Source organism: Methylobacterium komagatae (assembly GCF_042661665.1).
GTDB lineage: Bacteria > Pseudomonadota > Alphaproteobacteria > Rhizobiales > Beijerinckiaceae > Methylobacterium > Methylobacterium komagatae.
In genome coordinates this window covers 3,217,986-3,238,706 of sequence record NZ_JBHSWN010000001.1, presented here as the reverse complement: position 1 = coordinate 3,238,706, position 20,721 = coordinate 3,217,986, and the positions used below count along the sequence as shown (strand labels likewise).

Here is a 20,721-nt window from a genome sequence, read left to right as displayed (position 1 = left end):
GCCTCGGCTCAGGCCGAGGCCGCGCGGCGTTACGCCCGCATCAGTTCGGGCGCCCCGAATCGGGGCAACACTCCCTCTCTCATCACCATCCGCCGCAGTGGCCCAAGATTGGCCATCGCCAGCAGGCCGAGGCCGCGCGCGAGATCGAGCGGCAGCAGGTCCGTGAGCAGCGAGCGGTTCAGGACATCGACAGCGGCCGTGCGTGCCGCCGCATCGATCCGCCGTCCGTTGGCGTAGGCCGAGAGCGCTGCCCGGCTTCCCGGATCGCGCCCGTCCCGATGCGCTCGCACCACCACATCCCTGAGGGAGGCGGCGTCTCGCAACCCGAGATTGAGTCCCTGCGCGCCGATGGGTGGGAAAACATGCGCCGCCTCACCGATGAGGGCGAGGCGCGAGGCAACCGGCGTCGCGACCAAAAGCCCCCGCATCGGGACCAGACCGCGCGGTCCATCGATGCGCATGGCGCCCAGCATCCCCCGTGCCTGCCGCTCGACGGCTTCGGCAAGGCCCGCATCGTCCAGCGCGGCGAGCCGCTCGGCAGCGGCCTTACCGTTCACCCAGACGAGACTGGACCGGAGGCCGCCCGGCATCGGGACCAGGGTGAAGGGACCGGATCGGGTGTGAAACTCGGTCGAGACGTCCCCATGGGGCTTGGCGTGGGCCAGGATCGTGGTGATCGCCGATTGGGGGTAGGTCCATTCCCGGACCTTCACGCCGCTGGCCTGCCGCAAGGGCGAGCGGTTTCCATCCGCGCCCACGACGAGCCTTGCCTCGACGCTGCCGCCGTCCGCCAGGCCGATGCGGCTGGCTTCTTCGCCGGGCTCGGTTCCGGCAGCGTCGGTCTCGATCAAAGTCAGGTTGGGTTGGTTGCGGGCGCAGCGGCGGAGCGCCGCCACCAGATGCGCGCTCTCCACGTTCCAGCCAAAAGCCTCGAGGCCGATCTCGGACGAGTGGAACCGGGCGGGCGGCGGGCGGAACAGGCTGCCCGTGTCATCGATGATCTGAAGGGTGCAGAGCGGGCTCGCCTTGGCGCCGACCTCGTCCCAGGCCCCCAGCGCCTTCAGGAAGCGCACGGAGCCGTCGAGCAAGGCGACGGTGCGCCCATCCGCCACCGGAGCGTGACGTCCGACCAGGGCCGTCGGGACACCCGCCTGCGCGCTGGCCAGGGCGGCGGCGAGCCCAGCGGCGCCAGCGCCCACCACGGCGACCTCGTAACGCGAACCCGTCCTCTGCGCCGACACGCCCTGCACGATGTCCCGCCTCCGTTTCGTGCCCTCGCGGCACGGCGTCTATCTGTCCCCCTGCCCGGCCGCTGCCAAGGGTGTGCGACGGAAGGGCAGACCCTCAAGCCAGGAAGCGTTCCAGCTCGGCCAGCACCTCGTCCGGCTGTTCCTCCTGGAGGGTGTGGCCGCAGTCCAGGGCGCGACCGGTGACGTCGTGCGCCTTCTCGCGCCACGTGGCGAGCACGTCGTAGGTCTTCCCCACGGTGCCCTTCGCGCCCCAGAGGGCGAGGAGCGGCGTCGTGATGCGCTTGTCCGCATCGGCGGCATCGTGGTCGAGGTCGATCCCGGCAGAGGCGCGGTAATCCTCGCAGATCGCGTGGCGGCAGGCCGGATCGGCGTAACAGCGCAGATATTCCGCGTAGAGATCCGGCGGGGTCGAGCCGGGCGTCTTCGATTGGTTCTCGATGTGGTGGCGCAGGAAATAGTCCGGGTCGGCGCCGATCAGCCGCTCCGGCAGGGGCGCAGGCTGGATGAAGAAGAACCACCAGAAATAACGTGTGGCGAAATCCTTGTCCGTGCGCGCGTACATCGTCGCCGTGGGGGCAATGTCGAACACGGCGATCTTCTCCACGGCCTCGCCGTGATCGAGGGCGAGCCGGTGGGCCACCCGTCCGCCCCGGTCATGGCCGATGACCGCGAAGCGTTCGTGGCCGAGGGCGCGCATCACCGCGACGGCATCGGCGGCCATGACGCGTTTGGAATAGGCTTCGTGGCGCCCGCCGCCCTCAGGCTTCGAGGAATCGCCGTAGCCGCGCAGATCCATCGCGACGACGCTGCGGCGTTCCGCGAGGCGTGGGCCGATGTGAAGCCAGGTCGAGAGCGTCTGCGGATGGCCGTGAAGCAGCAGCACCGGCGGGCCGGAGCCGCCGGAGCGAGCGTAGATCGTGACCCCCGGGGCGGTGTCGATGCGATGGCGGGCGAAGCCCGGCAGAAAGTCGGCGGCCACGGGACCTCTCGCGCGAAAGACTCCCTGTAGCCCACGCAGCCCGCTGCGTCGCCGTCATGAGTGGCCGGAGCGGGAAGGCTCCGGTAAGCCGCGCTGGTCTAGGGTGGCGCCGATTGCGATGACCGATACAAGCCTGCGCCCGAGCCTCCTCGATCCGCTCTTCGCCCCGGCCCGGACCCTCCCGGGCGTCGGGCCGAAGGTCGCGCCGCTGATCGAGAAGCTGCTCGGCACGCCCGAGCGCGAAGCGCGCATCGTCGACCTGTTGTTCCACCTGCCCCAGGGGGGCGTCTCGCGCCGTCTCGTCGGTTCAGTGGCCGAGGCGCCCGTCGGCGAGCCGGTGACGATCGGCGTGACGGTGGTGGCGCACCGGCCGCCGACTCAGGGTGCCGGCCGCCGCCCGCATCGTGTCGTGACGGAGGACGCCACCGGCGAGGTCACACTCGTCTTTTTCGGCATGCCGCGCGCACGCGTCGAGAAGATGCTGCCGCTGGGTGCGCACCGCTACGTGTCGGGCAAGATCGATGTGTGGGAGGGCATGCGCCAGATGGTGCATCCCTCGCGTATCATGGATGAGGCCGGGTTGGCGGACCTGCCCGCCGTGGAGCCCGTCTATGGCGCCACCGAGGGTCTGACCTCGCGGGCGATCAACAAGCTCGCCGTGGCGGCTCTCGACAAACTCGCGCCCCTGCCGGAATGGCAGGACCCGGCCTGGCTCGCCAAGAACCGGTACCCCACCTTCGCCGACGCGCTGCGCACGGAGCATAGGCCCGACGACGTGCCGCCCCGCCCGGCGGATCCGCTCCAGCCCACGCCGGGCACGCCCTCGCGGCGGCGGCTGGCCTACGACGAATTGCTCGCCTCGCAACTCGCCCTTGCGCTCACCCGCGCCCGCCAGCGGCGCAAGGCGGGCCGCGTGAATGCGGGTGACGGGCGCCTCGTCGCGAAGCTGACCGAGGGCCTGCCCTTCGGGCTCACGGGGGCTCAGGCCAGGGCGGTGCAGGAGATCCGCGCCGACCTCGCGGCTCCGCGCCGGATGCTACGTCTGCTCCAGGGCGATGTCGGCTCGGGCAAGACCGCCGTGGCACTGCTCGCCATGGCCTCGGCGGTAGAGGCCGGGCGTCAGGCCGTGCTGATGGCGCCGACCGAGATCCTCGCCCGGCAGCATTTCGAGCGCCTCGCGCCCCTCGCCGGAGCCCTACGCCTGCGATTGATGACCGGCCGCGACAGGGCCGCCGAGCGCCGGGCGACCTTGGCCGATCTTGCCGCGGGCGAGATCGACATCCTCGTCGGCACCCATGCCGTGTTCCAGGAGGCGGTGACGTTCCACGATCTCGGCCTCGCCGTGGTGGATGAGCAGCACCGTTTCGGCGTCCACCAGCGCCTCGCGCTCGGCGCCAAGGGCGAAGCTGTGGACTTCCTCGTTATGACGGCGACGCCGATCCCGCGGACCCTGGCTCTGACCTTCTTCGGCGACATGGATGTCTCGATCCTCGACGAGAAGCCTGCGGGCCGCCAGCCGATCCGTACCCTCACCCTCTCGACCGAGCGGCTGGACGAGGTAGTGGCCGGGCTCGGCCGGGCGATGGCACAGGGCGAGCGCGTCTATTGGATCTGTCCCCTGGTCGAGGAATCCGAGTTCGTGGACCTCGCGGCGGCGGCCGAGCGGTTCGAGGACCTGAAGCAGCATTTCGGCGAAGGGGTCGGGTTGATCCACGGCAAGATGCCGGGTCCGGAAAAGGACGCTGCGATGGCCCGCTTCGCGGCGGGCGAGACGACGCTGCTGGTCTCGACCACCGTCGTCGAGGTGGGCGTCGATGTGCCGGAGGCCACAATCATGGTGGTGGAGCATGCCGAGCGCTTCGGCCTTGCCCAGCTTCACCAGTTACGCGGACGGGTCGGGCGCGGGGCCAAGGCCTCGTCCTGTCTGCTGCTCTATCGTGGCCCGCTCGGTCAGGTGTCCCGTGCGCGCCTCGAAATGATGCGCGAGACCGAGGATGGCTTCCGGATCGCCGAGGCCGACTTGAAGCTTCGCGGCGAAGGCGAGGTCCTGGGCACCCGGCAATCGGGGCTCGCTGCCTTCCGGCTCGCCCGAATCGAGGGCGACGGTGACTTGCTCGAAACCGCTCGCGACGATGCGCGGCTGATCGTCGAGCGCGACCCGAAGCTGGAGACCCCGCGAGGACAGGCCCTGCGCGTCCTTCTCTATCTGTTCGAGCGCGAAGCGGCGATCCGCCTGATCGGCGCTGGCTGAACGCTTCGTTCAGAAAAGTCGGCTTCGTTCAGGAAACTGACAGGCGCGAGAAAACTTGTAAAATTTGCAGGAGACTAGGCACTGCGCCGCAGGTTTGGAGAAAACCGCAACGTTTTCAGTGTGTTAGAACATCGGAAAATCGGCTGGAATTGGCCCCGGGCAGTCCACGCCTACCCTGAGACCTTGCATCCGACACAATCGTCCCTTAACTGCAGATGAACGAATGGCCCGGTACGCCGGGTTGTCACGGACGAATCTGGAGGACGGACATGTCGAACGGACTGTTCCAGCACCTGCCGGGCTCCAACGAGATGGCCTGCCACTTCGCGCTCCCTAATGAGCCGTGGCTGATGCCAATCTCGGATCGGGAGTCCAGCGCGAACCGGACTGCGGAAGAACTGCAGGCTTCCGTGAAGCGGGCCTCTCGCCCCTTCTGGATTGCCGCCAACGGCCTCGTTGTGGCCCTGGGCCTTGCGCTGACGGTGCAGGCCAGCACCGGCTGGATGGCTCCCGCCCAGCGCGCGACCGTCTCGGTCGCTCAGGCGACGCCGCCGACCATCGCGCCTCAGCAGGCTTCGCTGCAGCGCTGATCGCCCATCAGCGATCGATGAGATCGAAAAGGGCCGCCCCGTTGGATGACGGGGCGGCCCTTTTGATGTTCAGGCATCCTCCGGCGCGGCCTGCCGGGTGGGCGACGCGGCTCCGGGGCCGTGGGTCGCCCGCAGGGTCGCGGCCATGGCGTTGAGCCGGGCCTGGGGATCCTCCGGCTGGATCACCCCCGCCGACATGACGAGCTTGGCCGCATCGTCCACGCTGATCGGCACTTCCACCACCTCCGAGCGTGGCAAATAGAAAAAGAACCCCGTGGTCGGGTTAGGCGCGCAGGGCAGGAACACGCCCACGAGGTCGCCTTTCGTCGTGCCCGTCGGCGCGCCGGTCGCCGCTCCCCTGGCATGGAGCGCGTTTTCCACCTCCAGCGCGGCGGGAGCCGAGAGGAACACCACCGACCAGGTTCCTTTCACGGGGAATTCCACCAGTCCGACGGTGCGGAAGGATGTTCCGTTGGCCGAGAACAGCGTCTCGAAGATCTGCCGAAGGCCCTTGTACAGGCCGGAGATGACCGGCGTGCGGGCGAGTAGCACCTCGCCGAACTCGATGACCGACCGTCCGACGAGGTTCGCGGTCAGGAAGCCTAGCATCGTCACCGCCAGGAACGCGATGACGAGGCCAATCCCGGGGATCGAGAACGGCAGGTAATGGTCGGGCAGGTAGCTCGCCGGGATCAGCGGCTTCACGAAGGAATCGATCAGGGCGATGATCCACCACGTGATGTAGGCGGTAATGGCCAAGGGCCCCGCCACGATCACGCCGGTGAGAAAGTAGGTGCGCAACCGCCCGCGGGCGCTTACGCGCCTCTTGGGCGCGTTCGGATCGATATCCGGGGACGGGATCGGCGGAAGACTCGACGCCACGACTGCCCTCTCGGCCGCAGGCTGCCGGGAATTCCGGCCCCGGGGAGGCAATAGACCCGGTGACGATACCTCTCGCGGACAGGTAGCGGTTGAGCCTTCCACGCTCAAGGGCCGACCTCTGCGACGGGAGCGTCGTCAGCGACACATCGTGCGCAATCTTGTTGAATGGTCTCGAGGCTATCTTCCTCGGGCCCAAGGGACGTCAGCGAAGGTCCTGTTCTCTAGAATTAATATAATTCGTCATGTTGTGTTTGTGGAACAGGCGCAATCAATGCGGGGAAACCCAGAAGCAAAACTGGATACTCGGTTGATCTGACAAGCTTGGCCGCCGAAGACACGAATGGCGCGAGTGTCGCGCCGCAATTTGTCTCGGAGAGCCATGTCGACCCGTTTCCCGCGCCGTTCCCCGTTGCGGAACCGGCTCTCTCTCGGCCTCGCCATGGCGGCGGGTTTGGGTCCGGCGCAGGCGCAGCCGACGAGCAGCGAAGTAACCCTCGACGAGTTGAGCGTCGTCGGCCAGGGCGGAGCGGGGCAGGAGCGGGCCTTCGGGCCGGTCGTGGGCTACCGCGCGACGCGCTCGGCCACATCGACGAAGACCGACACGGCGCTGCGTGATTCGCCGCAGACCATCAATGTCGTGCCGCGGCAGGTCATCGGTGATCAGCAGGACCTGCGGCTCACGGATGCGGTGACGAATGTCAGCAACGTCATTCCCGGCAGCACCGTGCAGGGGCGCTCGCAGAATTACATCATCCGCGGCTTCAGCACGCAGATCTTCGCCGTCGATGGCGTGCTGATCAATCCGGCCTTCGCCTTTTACCCCGTCGAACGGGACCTCGCGAATGCCGAGCGCGTCGAGGTGATCAAGGGCCCGGCTTCGGTTCTCTACGGCCGCGGCGATCCGGGAGGAGTCGTCAACATCGTCACCCGTCGGCCGACCCTGGAGCCTTCGGGCGAGATGACCGTGCTCGGCGGCAATTTCGGCCTGCGGCGGGTGCAGGGCACGGTGTCGAGTGCGCTCTTCGGCTCGGATACGCTCGCCGGGCGAGTCAGCTTCGCGGCGCAGGAAGATCCGACCTTCCGCAACATCGGCGACAACACCAACTCGCGTTATTTCGTGTCGCCCGCCTTCAGCTGGACGCCCACACCAGACACGCGTGTCTACTGGAACTCGGAATTCTCCAGTCAGTACAGCCAGTACGATGAGGGATTGATCGCCTATCGGGGGCGGGTGCCGCTCGACAACATCAAGCGGTATTACGGCGAGCCCTGGTCTCGCTATTACGGCGAGTTCAATTCCAGCACGCTGCGCGTCGAGCACGACGTGAACGAGAACCTGATGCTGCGCCAGATCGTGAGCGCGCAATGGGGGCAGTTCAACGTCTTCGCCTCCCGCGCGACGGGGGTGAACGCAGCGGGCACCAGCGTGCAGCGGCGCGAGGCGACGGTCGATTCGATCTTCTCGGCCATCGATACCCAGACCGAGGCGGTGCTCAAGTTCGATACGCTCGGCCTGTCCCACACGGCCCTGTTCGGCTTCGAATACGCGAACGGCTTTCGCCACCCCTATTCGCAGCAGGGCGTCCTACCCTCCGTGAGCTTCCTGAACCCGGTCTTCGGCGCGCGGCCTGTGGCGGTGAGTCTCCAGCAGGATCTGAAGCAGAAGGTCGAGCTGTTCGGCTTCTATCTTCAGGACCAGATCGTCCTAACCCCGCAACTTCGAGCTGGTCGTCGGCGCGCGGTTCGACCTGGGCACACAGTTCTATTTCAACCGCCAGCCCAACACCCGGACGATCCCCCCGAACAGGACCTCTTCGGCGCCTCGCCTCGCGTCGGCCTAATCTATCGGCCGATTGAGCCACTGACCTTCTACGCCAGCTACGCCACCTCGTTCCTTCCGCAGACGGCCAACGTGCTGAACGTCGTCAGCCCGCCGCCGGAAACGGGCGAGCAGATGGAGATCGGCACCCGCATCGACATCCTGCCGACCCTTACCCTGTCGGGATCGGCCTTCCGGATCACCCGCAACAACGTCGCCGTCTCCGACCCCGTGAACACCGGTTTCTCGATCATCACCGGCGAGCAGCAATCGCAGGGCTTCGAGGCCGATCTCGCGGGAGAGATCCTGCCCGGCTGGAACGTGATCGGCGGCGTCGGCTTCCTCGATGCGAAGGTCACGCGGGACGTCACGCCGATCGTCGGCAACCGTCTGGCGGGCGTGCCGCGCTTCAGCGCGAATCTCTGGACGACCTACGAATTCCGAGAAGGCGCACTGCGCGGCCTCGGGCTCGGCGCGGGCGTCACCTATGTCGGAAACCGCTTCGGCGATGTCACGAACAGTTATTCCGTCGGCGCCTACGCCCGCGTCGATGCCGCCGCTTGGTACGATTTCGACGAACGGTGGCGGCTCTCGGTCAATCTCCGCAACCTGACGAACGCCCGCTACATCGAGCAGCCCTTCAATCAGTTCAATAATACGCCGGGGGCGCCGTTCACCGTTCTCGCCGCCATCCGCGTGAAGATGTGAGGCCCGGTCACTCGGCGGCCACGGGGGTCAGGCTCTTGCGCGTCCCCCGCCGGGCCGCCGCCCGCCGACGCAGGACGTAGAGCGCGATCCCCGTCGCCGCGAAGCCCGGCATGGCGAGGGATGCGAGGCAGAACAGAAGAGCGAAGCCTTCGCCGAAGAACCGCCCGCGATGGACTTCCAGCATGTTGAAGGCGGCGCGCTGGCCGAGGGATTGATCGGCAGCGCGTTCGGCGGAGATCAGCGCCCCGGTGGCGGCCTCGTATTTCGCCTCGTTGCGGGCGGCGGGGCGGTCGTCGTCGCGTGAGAACCACCGGATGCGCACAGGCTGGCGTGCGGCCTCCGGCAGAAGAATCTGCATCCGGCTCGCTCCACGCCCTTCGCCCTCACGGAAGGCGGTCCAGACCGCGTCGAGATCCGGTTTCGCCTCGGGGTTGGCGTCGGCGCGCTTCACCATGCGCATCGGCTTGGCAGGCTTCGCGGCGCCGAGGGCGGCGTTCACGATATCCTTGAACCCATCATACGACCACGTCAGGCCCGACACGGCGATGATGAGGTAGACCGGAAGCAGCCACGTCCCGGCCACGGCATGCAGGGACCACCACCGCGCCCGGCCCGGGCGCGACAGGTTGGGGCGCAGCCAGATCCGCAGGCGGTGGATCTGCGGCCAGCGCAGCACGAGGCCGCTGGCGAGGAAGATGAGCAGTGCGATGGCGCAAACGCCTGTGATCTGCCGTCCCCAGCCCTTCGAATCCCCCGGGATGAGCAGGAAGCGGTGTAGGCCGAGCACCGTGTTGAACAGAGTCTCGCCGCGCATCGGACCGAGCACCGAGCCATCGTAGGGATCGGCGTAGACGGAATCCGGCCGAACCTTCGTGTTCGCATCTCGGTCGAAGCGGACGGCGACGCTGGCCGACGGGTCGTCCTTCAGGGTCAACCGGGCCACCCTGAGGCCGGGATTCTGCTCCTCGATCCGCTTCGTCAGAGCCGACAGGGCGAGCGGCGGTGTTTCGCGCGCGGACACCACCAGCCGGTCGCCATTCGCCCAATCGGTCAGGGCCTCCTGATAGCTGAGCAGTGCCCCGGTCGCCCCCATCACGGCGAGGACGAGCCCGGCGGTGAGGCCGAGCGCCCAGTGCAGGCGGAACAGGATCGCGCGGGAACTCGGCATGATGGGGCTCCGGTGCTGCACGCCGGGCGACAGCGTTGGGGATCAGCTCCGTTGGGCCGATCGACGCGGGAGTAAGTGAAGGAGCTGGACCGATCAAGGGTGACCGACAAGCATTTCCCGCAATGGATTGAGTGATAGTGGCCTGTTTTGAAATGATCTAAAGTGAACTCTCCGCCAAATATCAGGTGGAATGCTGCCAAAACTATCGGGCCTCTCCGCCACTGGACCCTTTACGAGATGCACCCTCCCCCGGTGGACGGCGTTGCCGGTAAGATTACCTGCCGCTCTCGGATGCGTGATCATAGTCATCGGACCTAAGGAGATGCGATCACGCAGCTTGAAACAAAATGATACAGAGCGAACAAGGCCGCGTTGCAACCGTCATCCAGCATCCGGTGTTCATAGACACCTACGAAGGAGGATGACTTCTATGCGAATGAAGTTGATCGGCGCCGCCCTCCTGGCGGTCGGTACTGTCGCTGCTACGGCCGGTACTGCGGAAGCGCGTGACGGATGCGGTCCCGGCTTCCATCGCAACTTCTATGGTTATTGCCGACCCAACGGCTTCTACCGGCCGATCGTCGTGCGCCCGGTCTACGGCTATGGCTGGCGCCGCCCCTGGGGCTGGCACCGCCCAGTGGCCTATGGCGGCTGGCACCGTCACTGGGGTTGGCACCACGGCTGGCGCCGCTGGTAAAATCCGGCAGGACCTGAAGGTCCCCTAGACCGGTGGCGCCGTCTCCCAGGGAGGCGGCGCCACCTTTTTCGCATGCTTTTTCAGGCCATGGCCGTTCGGCGGCGCTCGCTCCGGCGCAGCGCCAGGAACAGGCCTGCCAGTGTCACGAGATCGCAAGCCAGGGCGAAGGGCGATGCAACGAGGATGTTGTGGCCCGCCCAGGCAAGGGAGGCGCCGACGAAGTTCCAGCGCATCGCCTCGGCGTCGGCCTGAAACCGTGCACGAATGGCGCAGAGTGCGCCGATCCCCGCGAAGGCCGAGGGCCAGCCCGACCACGTGGCCACTGTCAGGGCCAGTACCGCCATCGCGCTTGCGGCGAAGAAGGGGCCGAACCAGGCAGGTCGCCGCGCGGCCCCGCCGAACCGGGCCGAAGCGAGACCTTGAAGCACGGAGAGGGCACACATCGCCGCCCCGGTCGAAGCGCCGAGGCGCAGGTAATCGAGGCCGAAGCAGGTCGCGCATGCGGCCGAGACATACAGAATCCGCTCCCGTCCCCTCACGGCACCCGAGGCAAAGCCAAGGCATAGGCCGAGCGCGCCCAAGACGTCGACCTGTCCGGCGACGGCGATCGTAGACTCGAAGACTGACATAATGAGGATCGTTGCTGCACAGCGGCGATGTCGAAGCTTCTCGACACCATGGGCCGGGCGCTAAGGCTGGATGGTAACCGGTCCCTTAACGCGAGATTTGCAGCCCGGACGCCGTGGCGCGCCGGGCACAGTCCGGATGCCCTGGCCGGCGTTATTTGTGACGCAGATTAATTCGCGTAGAGCGCGAAGATGTGCTGACGAGATTCACATACAATTGTACTGACGATTTTCGGGGAAATTCTCGCGCTTTCTTTCTGTCTTGCCGCACCGAAGTCACGAATTGGTGACGCCTGACCATGTTCATGGTGGAACGCGGCCCGTTGAGACGGGACGCCCTGCGAACCCCGTTCCGCAATGCCCGCATCGCCGTCGCCACTCGCTGTCGCCGAGAGCCCCTACGAGGCCGATCGCGCCTGTGCGCTCACCGCCTATTTCGATGGGCTCGATCAAGGCGTGGTCGCCATCGACGGACGGGGCCGCGTCGTCGTCGAGACCGCCCCGGCGCGGGCGATCCTCGGTGGGCTAGGCTGCCCCTCGACCCTCGGAACCCCTGTGCGCTCTCTGCTGCGCGTCTTCGCCAAGGCCAGTGGTACCGCTAGCGGCACAGGCTGGCGCGATGTGTTCTGGATGTTGCGCCACATCCGCAACGAAGGAAGCGCGGCGATCCGTGAGATCACGGTGGGAGACAGGATCGTTGCGGTGCGGATCCGCCCGATGCCGGAAGGCTGGACCGTTGCACTGAAGGATGTCACCGCCACCCGCGCGCACGAAGCGAGTTCGGCCGAGCTGGCGCGGCTCGATCCACTGACCGGTCTCGCAAACCGGCTGATGCTCCGCGAGCGCCTCGGGGATTCCCTCGACCGGTTGGCCCGTTACGGCGAGCCCTGCGCGGTGCTCCTCATCGATCTCGACCGGTTCAAGCCGATCAACGATACGCTGGGCCATGCGGTCGGAGATGCCCTTCTGGTGAAGGTGGCCGACCGGTTGCGCTCGGCCGTCCGCGGCATCGACACGGTCGCGCGGATCGGCGGGGACGAGTTCGTGGTGATCCAGGCCGGTGCCGGGCGAATGGAGGACGTGACCGTCCTGGCCCGGCGGCTCGTGGACCTCGTCGGGCGCACATACATCATCGATGGCCAGTTGCTCACCATCGGCGCGAGCCTCGGTGCGGCCCTTGCGCCCAAGGACGGGACCGAGGCCGACCGGCTGCTCAAGCATGCCGACCTCGCGCTCTATCGCGCCAAGCTCGACGGGCGTGGCACGTTCCGCTTCTTCGAGCCGGAGATGGACGTGCGGATGCAGACCCGCCGCCGCCTGGAACTCGACATGCGGCAGGCCCTCGCGCGGCGCGAATTCGTGCTCCACTACCAGCCGCAACTGAACCTCGCGAACCAGAGCCTCACCGGCTGCGAGGCTTTGCTCCGCTGGAAGCATCCCGAGCGCGGAACCATACCTCCGGCCGAGTTCATCCCGCTGGCGGAAGAGGTCGGCCTCATCGTGCCGATCGGCGAATGGGTGGTGCGGCAAGCGTGCCGCGACGCTGCCCTGTGGCCCTCGTCGGTCACGGTGGCGGTGAACGTCTCACCCGCGCAGTTCAAGAGCGGGCGGCTCGTGGAGATGATCGTCTCGGCGCTCGCCGCCTCGGGACTGCCCGCGAGCCGCCTCGAACTCGAGATCACGGAGGGTGTGCTGTTGCAGAACAACGAGCACACGCTCGAAACCCTTCACCGCCTGCGCACCCTCGGCGTGCGCGTCTCCATGGACGATTTCGGAACGGGATACTCGTCGCTGAGCTACCTGCGCAGCTTCCCCTTCGACAAGATCAAGATCGACCGCTCTTTCGTGAAAGATCTCGCCACCGCGCCGGATGGCGATGCGATCATCCGCGCCATTGCGGGGCTCGGCCGCAGCCTCGGCATGACGACGGTGGCGGAGGGCGTCGAGACCGAGGAGCAGATGCGCCGCATCCGCGCCGAGGGCTGCACCGACGTGCAGGGCTATCTGATCAGCCGTCCGGTGCCGCTCGAAGAGCTGATGCGTCTGTTGCCGCAGACACCTCAAGACCGCCTTTCCATGCCGGGGGCAGCCCGATGAGCGATCTCTACCGACTGGTCTATGCCAGCAAGAACCTCCTCGGCGCGAGCGAGTCCGAGACGCGCGTGGCCGTAGAGCGGATTCTGGAGGCGTCCCGCCGTAACAATGCCCGCGCCGGGGTGACGGGCGCGCTGATGTTCAACGATGGCGCCTTCGCGCAGGTGCTGGAAGGCCCTCAGAAGGGCGTCGAGGATACGTTCGAACGCATCCAGCGCGATCTGCGCCACGGCGACGTCACGGTGCTGGAATGTCGGCCGGTCACGGAGCGAAGTTTTTCGGAATGGTCGATGGCCTTCGTCGGCCGCTCGACCGCCGGACGGGCCGAATGGAGCCGCCTCGCCATCGAAAGCGGGTTCGATCTGCGCCGCCTGGACGGCGATCAGGTCTTCGCCATGCTGCATAACCTCGTCCTGGAGGAGGAGGGAATGGCCGCCTCCCCGCCAGAACCTTCGCCCGAGCCGCTGCCACGTACGCTGGATACTGAGCGCCTGCGCAGGGAGATCGCACCCCTCATCCCGTCGCAAGCGGCGCGGCCCGTGCCGGAGCCGGAGACGCCCGGCCTGACCCGTGAGGCGGTCACGATCGCGATCCTCAAAGCGGCTTTGGCCGAGGAGCGGGATCGCATTTCCGCCCTGCGCGCCGAACTCGACACGCTGCGCGTCGCCGTGGCCGAATCCGGCGGGCGGCTTGATCGCTTGCGCGAGCAACGCGACTTCTGGTGCTATCGCTCACGGCTGCTCGCCATGGCCTTCTTCGAGGAGGCTGCCGATGCCGGCTCGAACCCCGCGAACTTCGAGGCGTCGAATTCCGCCGTGGCCTGAGGGGGAGGTCCGGCCACCAGAACCAATTCGCCGCCGACGGATTGCTTCACAGGGAGGATCCGATGGCCGACATGTCTCAAGAGCCGACGCGAGTGAACGTCGAGGAGCCGAGCGCCGCCGCGTATTGGGCGCGCCGGTTCCAGGTGCCAGTTGAGAAGGTCATCGCCGCCGTGCAGGACGTAGGCGACGATCCGGCGGCCGTCGCCGGGCAACTGGGCCTGCCGTGGCCCTACGAGGCCAGCGGAATCGTCTAGGGTCGGAACCCGCTCCGGTGTCTCCGACACACCTTGCTTCGCCTCTTTCTGGAGGGCGGTAGGGGTCGTCGCGGCGGACGGCGGCGGACGGGCTCAACCAACGGTTAAGGATTGGCTCCTTAGGCTTCCCTCGATTGAGCGAGGGACCCGCGCTGCATGTCTAACAAGCACTTCGTCAAGGCGTCCTCGCACCCGAAGGCTTTGCTCCGGATGGGCAGCTATGACGTGCCGTGCTCGGTCCTGTCGTCTGACGAAAATGCCGTTCGCGTGCGCGTCATGACGGCCGGCGGACACTTCGGCGAGGTGACCTTCGTCCGCGACGGTGAAGTTCGGTCCGCTCGCATCACGCTCCGTAAGCAAGGCCCGCTTGGCCTCGACCTTTGGCTAGAGCTGGCACCGATTCAGGCGGCAAGAGCCGCCTAGGAAATTTTCGCCGAAGACATGGTTTAGCGCCGCCGTCATGCAGCGCTGCTCTGCTAATCCCACCGCGCTTGACCGGCTTCGACCGCCGCGGAGGTCTTGGGCGTCATCCGCCAGCTGCAACCCCAAACCGTCTGGACGAGGATCTGGGCCTGCGCTTCCATTACCTTGCGCCGGTTAGATCATATCATGACGCCCAGGATGTGCTGCTCCGGCGCATCCTCCCACTTGTTGTGTAGGGCGCGCAGAAGCACTTCCTGCTTGCCAAAGAGGTGTAGAGCTCTCGGTCGCCCGCCTCGCGGTGCGAGCGCATTTTTTGCTCTGGCGGATCTGCTCGCGCAGGAACCTCCCCTCCTCGCGGAGAGTGGTGAGGCGATTGGGTCGGTCACGGTTGGAACGCTTCGGATTGCAAGCCACAGGCGGGGGCGCAACCGCCTCTTTCGCAGGCCTCGGATCCCGCCTTTCGTACCTGGAGAGGTAATCAGCGTGCGTTGGGTCGATCGTAGATGACGTGGCAGGCCGCTGTGAGACTAGAAGTTCGGGCCGTCGAAAAACTGGAGTGAGGCAGACGAACGGCCAGTCCCTACGTCAAGAAATCCGACTGAATAAGTCCGCCCCCTCGTAATTTCCGCGCCCCCAAGGGAACCATTTAATGCCTAAATGGCATTTGCCGGATCGGCTAAGAAACAATTGGGAGAGCGAGGATGGCGAACGGTGTGCGACACGGGTTCCGGATTGGCATTCGCCCCGATCCTAAGGATGGTAAGCGCTACCTTTGGACGTTGAATGGCACGAGCAAGCTGTTCCGCGAAGAGTCCTCGTCGTCCTACAGTTCAATCGAGGAAGCCATTGCTGAAGCCGAGGCCCGAGCCGACCAACTCGTCAGGTAGGTTAACTTCCGCCTCACGATATAGCCCGCCCGGCAGACGCCGCGGCGGGCATTTCTGGTCCCAGCCCGATCGACGCGAGAGCCGCGGGGTCGCCCACGGCGCCTTAGACCTGCTCATGCTCAGGATGCCGACGCAAGATGCTTTCGGTATTCACCTACAATATTCACATAATTATTCGGATATGGCTGTAATTGTCCCGAAGAGATCTGCTCTTCAAGCTTATCTAAAGATCTGCTGACCTGCCTTGCATCGGCGTGGGCCTCGTATAAATTGTAATCCCACCAAGCTAATTTCTCGATTCTTTCGATAATCTTTTCACTGAAGCGATATTTGATGATCCGCGCGGGCGAGCCCGCTACGACAGCAAACGGCGGTACGTCCTTCGTGACGACAGCGTGTGCACCAATAATCGCTCCGTTGCCTATGCTGATCCCATCTTTGAGATACGCGCCCAGTCCAATCCAGACATCGTTCCCGACCGAGGTTTCCGGCCGCATCTCAAAGTCAATTCGATCCAGCTTCCTCTCCCAACCAGAGATGCTGTCCCGGAAGTGCCGTTCGAAATGGACAAATTCAGTATATGTGATGGGGGATGATGTTAGGTTATCAATCGGATGCTGTGTGCATCCGACAGAGATACCATTTGCAACAGAGCAGTAGCGGCCGATTTGTGCATTATAAAAGTCACCATTCGAACCAAAGTACGTAAAGGCTCCCACTTTTGCTGGGGATCCCCACGTATTGACGCCGAACAGGTTCATTGGTGCCTCAAATTCGGTCGTGTCATCGACGGGAAAGATGCCCTTAGGCACCATCCCTATTCCGAGCCCTTGAAGGTGGGCTACAAATTCCGAAGTAAAATCGACAGCTACGAGCACGGACACAATCCAGTTTGATTTGAAGCTACGGACTATTTTCACCTAAAATGACGGTGCACCAGTCGTATGGTGCAGTTTGTGAGGCCACAAGCATAGGGACGTGCTCGGCATCGGATTGCGACGGTTGGCTGTGGGAAGAGCCAGCATGGCGCTTGTGGGCGAACTCATTCCGGTTGCGTGGCTCAGGCACTCGTTAACATAGAACGTGCCCATCATCTTTTCGCACTGTTTAATCCCAACTTCGACTGGTACTCGAAGCCGGTAATCGCGTAAAAGTATTGAATCTTCCAACGCAATTGCTTTCCGCGCAGTTGGTCGGTGGGACCAGTCCATTGCGGCTTGTGTGATATGATGGCTCGATGCGTCCCAGCTGTTTGTTGCGTCAATTTCGTATCGTCTTCCCGTCTGTAGGCGCTTGGCGGATCAGCTCGGTCAGATCATGTGCAGCTGAAATTCCGCCTACTGTGTGTCTTCGTGGGAAATCAGGCATCGCGAGGCGCTCCGACGGGTACTTGTACCGGGCGCCTGCCGCCGTACCAAGCTAAGGCCTTCCGCAACTTTTGTGCCCTGCCTCACAGGCAGCGCTTCGCGCGTCTCTTCGGTACCATGTTAGAATTTCTCACCGACACGGCCTCGCACGAGGTGCTAGCCGGCCTTGCCTCTCTTGCCTTAAGGCCGTGTTGCGTACCGGCCCACCGCTGGTGAGGGCAGAGGGGACGACGGCAAGACAGTACGCACGTGGAGTATTGACTTCATTTAACCTCACGCGACACCACCTTAGTATCGGACCGATTGCTGCGCTATCTTGATCCTACGGTTTAGAAATCGCTTCAAATTTCGAGCTTATCATTCTTTTCGCAATTTGTCGTAATCGAAATACGTATATTTTGAGGTATGACTATGAATCAACCCAGTCAACAATTGCATCTCTACTGAGCTTATATGATAGCGAGCTTGTCGCTTGTCGCCCAGCAAATACATTCTCGAACCAGTCGCCCACCTCCGTGATGGAGGTGGCTCCGATCCGTCGGCCGCTGATGCGTTCGCGCCACCCCCAACTCGGTTCGATCGGCACGGGTGTGCCGATCAAGTGAGGCGATGCAGTCTGGCTCTGGATGGCTTCGGCCAACGCGGCGTCCCCCGCGGCTTGAATGCCAGCGGCAGCATCCGGGGAGATCCGGCCCTTCGCAACTTGGTTTCCGAGGTCGGCGATGACCCGCTCGCGCCAGAGGGCATAATCGATCGGACAGGGCCCGATGCGGGGCGTCAGAGTCGAGGCCGCCGCGAGCGCAGCCTCGAAGGAGAAGGGTTGCTGCCCCAGGAAGTGGAAGCCTGTTCCTGGGTGATGAGAGCCGATGTTTTCTTCGAGATCCGTCCCATATGCCGTGCCCGCGCCGGTGTCGTGATGCATCGAGGTGCCGATGCTCTTGTCATGACGGCCAATGACAACGATCGGCCGGTTGACGAAAGCGACGCCGGCCGACAAACCCGCCGCAACCCGGTAACTGACATACTCAGCAAGCCGCTGCGCCATGAAGCGGCCGCCCATGGCGTCTCGAACGCGCCGGATGAGGTTGCGGTGCAGGATTACGGCGCCGGTATGCCGAACATTGCCGGAATTGATGCTGCGGCGTGCAACATCGTCGCCCTCCATCAGGATGACCGTGTCGCTGAAAGTAGCGCCGTCGAGGGTATTGGCGAGCTCCGAGGCCATGAAGTTCGGCCAATAATACCGGATCCGGTTTGCGTAGATCATCTCGGCGTCGGAATGAGATGCGACGTGATCTACCACCGCAAAGCGCGAGCTAAGGATCTGGTCGTCATCCCCGAGATGCCCCAGCCATTCGCCCCTAGCATGGAGATACGCCCAATCCGCGTTGCTCGCGTAATCGACACGCTCCGGAGGTTGCAGGACGGTGAGCCGTTCGTCGCGCAGGCCGTTGATGAACTCCCAGGTGCCGTCTTCAGAATGGTTGTCGCTGACCACGACCTCGACGCCGTCCGGAATCCGGGACAAGAGGTCGTGCAGGACGACTTCCAGCGTCTCGCGCCCGTTCAAGGTCGGGATCAGCACGGAGTGCCGTGGTGGTGCGTGGGTGGCGATCGCCGGTCGCGAAGGCAAGGGCGGGGCGGCTTCGATCGTGATGAAGGTGGAGATGAGCGCGAGCGGGGCGGCTCCCTCCGAAGGCGGGGCGACTTCCTGCGCCTGAACGACAAGCCTCGTCGCGGGATCGACGATCAGGGTCTTGGAGAGATGCGCCGTCAACCGTGCCGCGCCGTCGAGACCGACCTGCTGAGCTGCGAGAATAAGGTCCCCCAGGCGAAGCTCCGCCGCCTGCCCGGCACAACCGCCATGCGTGCCCACTTGGATCGTGACCAGGACGTCGCAGCCGACTGGCAGCGGGAGGATCAATTCCGCTTCCCTCGACGTGGTCCAACGATAGACGATGTCACCGTTCGTCTCCGCTCCGGCCCAGCCTGAGCCGAACCATGCGGCATTGGTGAAATCCAGCTGGTCCGGCACCGCTGACAGGCCCAGCGGTGGCCCGAGGTGAGTGCGGAGCGTCTTGACAGAACGTTCCAAGAGGCGGGACTGCATCTCGTCCACATCCGCGATCGGCTTGGCGAAATAGCCAACGACTCCCTGCGCCTGCCAATGATCCAGCTTGGTGCGCAGATGCGATGAGAGCCATCCGGGCTTTTCTGCCAGGCTGTTCGGGTAGCTGTAGTGGAACGCCCACCAGGCAGCGTTCTCGTCGGTGAACGCATTCTGGCGAGGGGCTTCGGTCAAGCTGCCGACCCCCTGTCCGGCGGCGAAGCGATTCAAGTGGCTGTGCCCCAGCGCATGGAGGGGCTTGCCCCAGAAGAAGGCATGGAGGCCGACGCTGGAACTGACGGCCGCAATCCGATCGACGCGGCGGGCGAGCATCTGCCCCGAACAAAGAGGCGACAGCGCTTCGGGGATCGGAATGAAGTTGGGGTAGCGTTCCTTGATGAACTCCTTCTCGGCCTGCGTCATCCGCCGGCAATCGGGGTGTTCGCTGGCTATGACCGCCCAATGCTGCGGAGCGTTTTCGAGAACGTCGAGCAATTGATGAACTTGCGAGCGGTAAGAACAGCTTGCGTCGAAGAAGAATGAACCGTTCTCATGGCCGATGACCAGGAGCGAGCTCTGATAGTTTCTAATCTGATCATCAATTTCCAAGAACGGCTTGTCTTGAAGATCGTGAGCGAGTGCCAGGGCCGAGCGTAACTCGAGGGTGGCTGCAATTGTCGCCTGATCGCTCGTCGAAGCCGGCTCGGTCGGCTGAGCGGGGACCGACCAGAAGTGAAAACCTCGTGGATCGAGTGTGTAGGTCAGCGGAAAGGGTGTTCGCGAGAAGATCGACGTTTCTTTATGGAGGATGAGCGCGTCAGGAAACACCACGCGCAGATGTGGCGCCGGACACCATGTAACGATGATGTCCGGTTTGAAATCTTCAAGCGCCTTTTTCACCGCGTCTGCCAACAGCGCTCGCGTGGCGAGGGCGGCGGGCCGATCCAGGCTGTCGGCCAGTTCCTCGACGGCTTCCGCAGAAAGCGGATCGAAATGGCGATGCAGCAGGGTGTTCACATCGGCATGGGGGTTCCAGAGCCGGTTGACGAGTTCATCTTCGCTGACCGTGATCACGGCGTGACGGGGTATGCCGACCTTCCGCGTGACGGGCAGGAAACGCTCGTGAACGAGCATCCGCACGTCATGGCCATCCCGCATAAGTACACGAAGCCAAGGCGCGTCGCAGCCGAGATGGGCCGACCTCCGGAAGAATGACGCGTTGTCGGTTAAAGGATCTTCGTAGAACAGTATTTTTGGATCAGCCATCGACCAAAATATCCCGCAATCGCATTAGATTTATTTAAGTATGACTGAATTTCTCCTCAAGCAGCGCGATGCGTGGCTTCTTGCAGTGAGAAGAGAAATCGCCAACGGCCGACGAGTAGATACTGCGGCCGCACAGTCAACGCATCATCCGGTCTCGTCAATGGCTTCACGCCATGACGCACCGCCAGCGCCAGCAACTCGTCGTTGGTTGCGGTAAATTCGTCCACCACAGGCCTACCGTTTCGGACCCCTCTGGCGTGATCGGCCGGCCAAACGCAATAAGGGCTTCGGCGCCATCTTGGGCGGCGAAAGCTATGGTGCTCGCGGCTTCGTTCATGGCTCAAAGGTAGAGCTGGACCCGTGCCCTGCCCTCCCCCGACCGCTACGGAATCCGTGGTTTTTGTCGTCGAGACGAGGATAGGTGCAACGCCGATTTCAAATTGCTGTTCTGTAAGAATCGCTTGGGCTTGAAGCTCAATGGTTAGAGCCGACCGGTCTCAACGGTCTTGCCAAACCACCGATGTCTTGA

The 20,721-nt window shown here is 64.5% G+C and carries 16 protein-coding genes; 8 read left to right on the top strand and 8 right to left on the bottom strand.

Translation table 11 applies throughout. The annotated features are described in order from the left end of the window. Positions 1-29 precede the first annotated feature (29 nt). Together ACFQE0_RS16095 and ACFQE0_RS16090 are read right to left on the bottom strand one after the other, a co-directional pair. Positions 30-1,250: an FAD-dependent monooxygenase gene (locus tag ACFQE0_RS16095; protein ID WP_378971395.1), complete on the bottom strand. Its 1,221-nt coding sequence runs from the start codon at positions 1,248-1,250 to the stop codon at positions 30-32. 94 nt (positions 1,251-1,344) lie between these two features. Then, complete coding sequence (locus ACFQE0_RS16090; protein WP_378971393.1) at positions 1,345-2,229, bottom strand: alpha/beta fold hydrolase; 885 nt, start codon at positions 2,227-2,229, stop codon at positions 1,345-1,347. Between the two features lie 118 nt (positions 2,230-2,347). Here ACFQE0_RS16090 and recG point away from each other — a divergent pair, with 118 nt between their 5' ends. Beyond that, a complete protein-coding gene (gene recG / locus ACFQE0_RS16085) occupies positions 2,348-4,480 on the top strand; it encodes an ATP-dependent DNA helicase RecG (RefSeq protein ID WP_378971390.1) in 2,133 nt (710 codons plus the stop codon). Positions 4,481-4,749: 269 nt separating this feature from the next. After that, positions 4,750-5,070, top strand: a complete 321-nt coding sequence (locus ACFQE0_RS16080; RefSeq protein ID WP_378971388.1) for a hypothetical protein — start codon at positions 4,750-4,752, stop codon at positions 5,068-5,070. 69 nt (positions 5,071-5,139) lie between these two features. Here the strand turns inward: ACFQE0_RS16080 and ACFQE0_RS16075 are convergent, their stop codons facing one another. After that, the gene (locus ACFQE0_RS16075) at positions 5,140-5,952 is read right to left on the bottom strand and encodes a DUF502 domain-containing protein (RefSeq protein ID WP_378971385.1); all 813 of its coding nucleotides are present in this window, start codon (positions 5,950-5,952) and stop codon (positions 5,140-5,142) included. A 379-nt stretch (positions 5,953-6,331) separates the two neighbouring features. Here ACFQE0_RS16075 and ACFQE0_RS16070 point away from each other — a divergent pair, with 379 nt between their 5' ends. Further along, positions 6,332-8,479 (top strand): TonB-dependent siderophore receptor, encoded by a 2,148-nt coding sequence (locus ACFQE0_RS16070; RefSeq protein ID WP_378971383.1) that lies wholly within the window; start codon positions 6,332-6,334, stop codon positions 8,477-8,479. Between the two features lie 7 nt (positions 8,480-8,486). Here ACFQE0_RS16070 and ACFQE0_RS16065 read toward each other — a convergent pair whose 3' ends face one another. Then, entirely contained in the window at positions 8,487-9,647 is a 1,161-nt protein-coding gene (locus ACFQE0_RS16065) for a PepSY-associated TM helix domain-containing protein (protein WP_378971381.1), read from the bottom strand. A 430-nt stretch (positions 9,648-10,077) separates the two neighbouring features. Here ACFQE0_RS16065 and ACFQE0_RS16060 point away from each other — a divergent pair, with 430 nt between their 5' ends. Further along, positions 10,078-10,344 carry a GCG_CRPN prefix-to-repeats domain-containing protein gene (locus ACFQE0_RS16060; RefSeq protein ID WP_378971379.1) on the top strand — a complete coding sequence of 89 codons (267 nt, stop codon included), beginning with the start codon at positions 10,078-10,080 and terminating at the stop codon, positions 10,342-10,344. A gap of 80 nt (positions 10,345-10,424) precedes the next feature. Here ACFQE0_RS16060 and ACFQE0_RS16055 read toward each other — a convergent pair whose 3' ends face one another. Further along, entirely contained in the window at positions 10,425-10,973 is a 549-nt protein-coding gene (locus ACFQE0_RS16055) for a YgjV family protein (protein WP_378971376.1), read from the bottom strand. 354 nt (positions 10,974-11,327) lie between these two features. Between ACFQE0_RS16055 and ACFQE0_RS16050 the strand changes: the two genes are divergently transcribed. The 4 genes from ACFQE0_RS16050 to ACFQE0_RS16035 all read left to right on the top strand — a co-directional run bounded on the left by ACFQE0_RS16050 (position 11,328) and on the right by ACFQE0_RS16035 (position 14,565). Further along, on the top strand, positions 11,328-13,067 hold the full coding sequence (locus ACFQE0_RS16050; protein ID WP_378971374.1) for a putative bifunctional diguanylate cyclase/phosphodiesterase: 1,740 nt from the start codon (positions 11,328-11,330) through the stop codon (positions 13,065-13,067). Continuing rightward, positions 13,064-13,888 (top strand): BLUF domain-containing protein, encoded by an 825-nt coding sequence (locus ACFQE0_RS16045; RefSeq protein WP_378971372.1) that lies wholly within the window; start codon positions 13,064-13,066, stop codon positions 13,886-13,888. The genes ACFQE0_RS16050 and ACFQE0_RS16045 overlap by 4 nt, the downstream gene beginning before the upstream one ends. Before the next feature lie 62 nt (positions 13,889-13,950). After that, positions 13,951-14,142, top strand: coding sequence for a DUF3606 domain-containing protein (locus tag ACFQE0_RS16040; protein ID WP_378971370.1), 192 nt, complete (start codon positions 13,951-13,953; stop codon positions 14,140-14,142). 210 nt (positions 14,143-14,352) lie between these two features. Beyond that, positions 14,353-14,565, top strand: coding sequence for a hypothetical protein (locus tag ACFQE0_RS16035; RefSeq protein ID WP_378971368.1), 213 nt, complete (start codon positions 14,353-14,355; stop codon positions 14,563-14,565). Positions 14,566-15,571: 1,006 nt separating this feature from the next. Here ACFQE0_RS16035 and ACFQE0_RS16030 read toward each other — a convergent pair. The 3 genes from ACFQE0_RS16030 to ACFQE0_RS16020 all read right to left on the bottom strand — a co-directional run bounded on the left by ACFQE0_RS16030 (position 15,572) and on the right by ACFQE0_RS16020 (position 20,419). Further along, a complete protein-coding gene (locus ACFQE0_RS16030; RefSeq protein WP_378971366.1) occupies positions 15,572-16,330 on the bottom strand; it encodes a CatB-related O-acetyltransferase in 759 nt (252 codons plus the stop codon). 898 nt (positions 16,331-17,228) lie between these two features. Continuing rightward, positions 17,229-20,192, bottom strand: a complete 2,964-nt coding sequence (locus ACFQE0_RS16025) for a glycosyltransferase family 2 protein (RefSeq protein WP_378971363.1) — start codon at positions 20,190-20,192, stop codon at positions 17,229-17,231. 56 nt (positions 20,193-20,248) lie between these two features. Further along, a complete protein-coding gene (locus tag ACFQE0_RS16020; RefSeq protein WP_378971361.1) occupies positions 20,249-20,419 on the bottom strand; it encodes a hypothetical protein in 171 nt (56 codons plus the stop codon). Positions 20,420-20,721 lie beyond the last annotated feature (302 nt).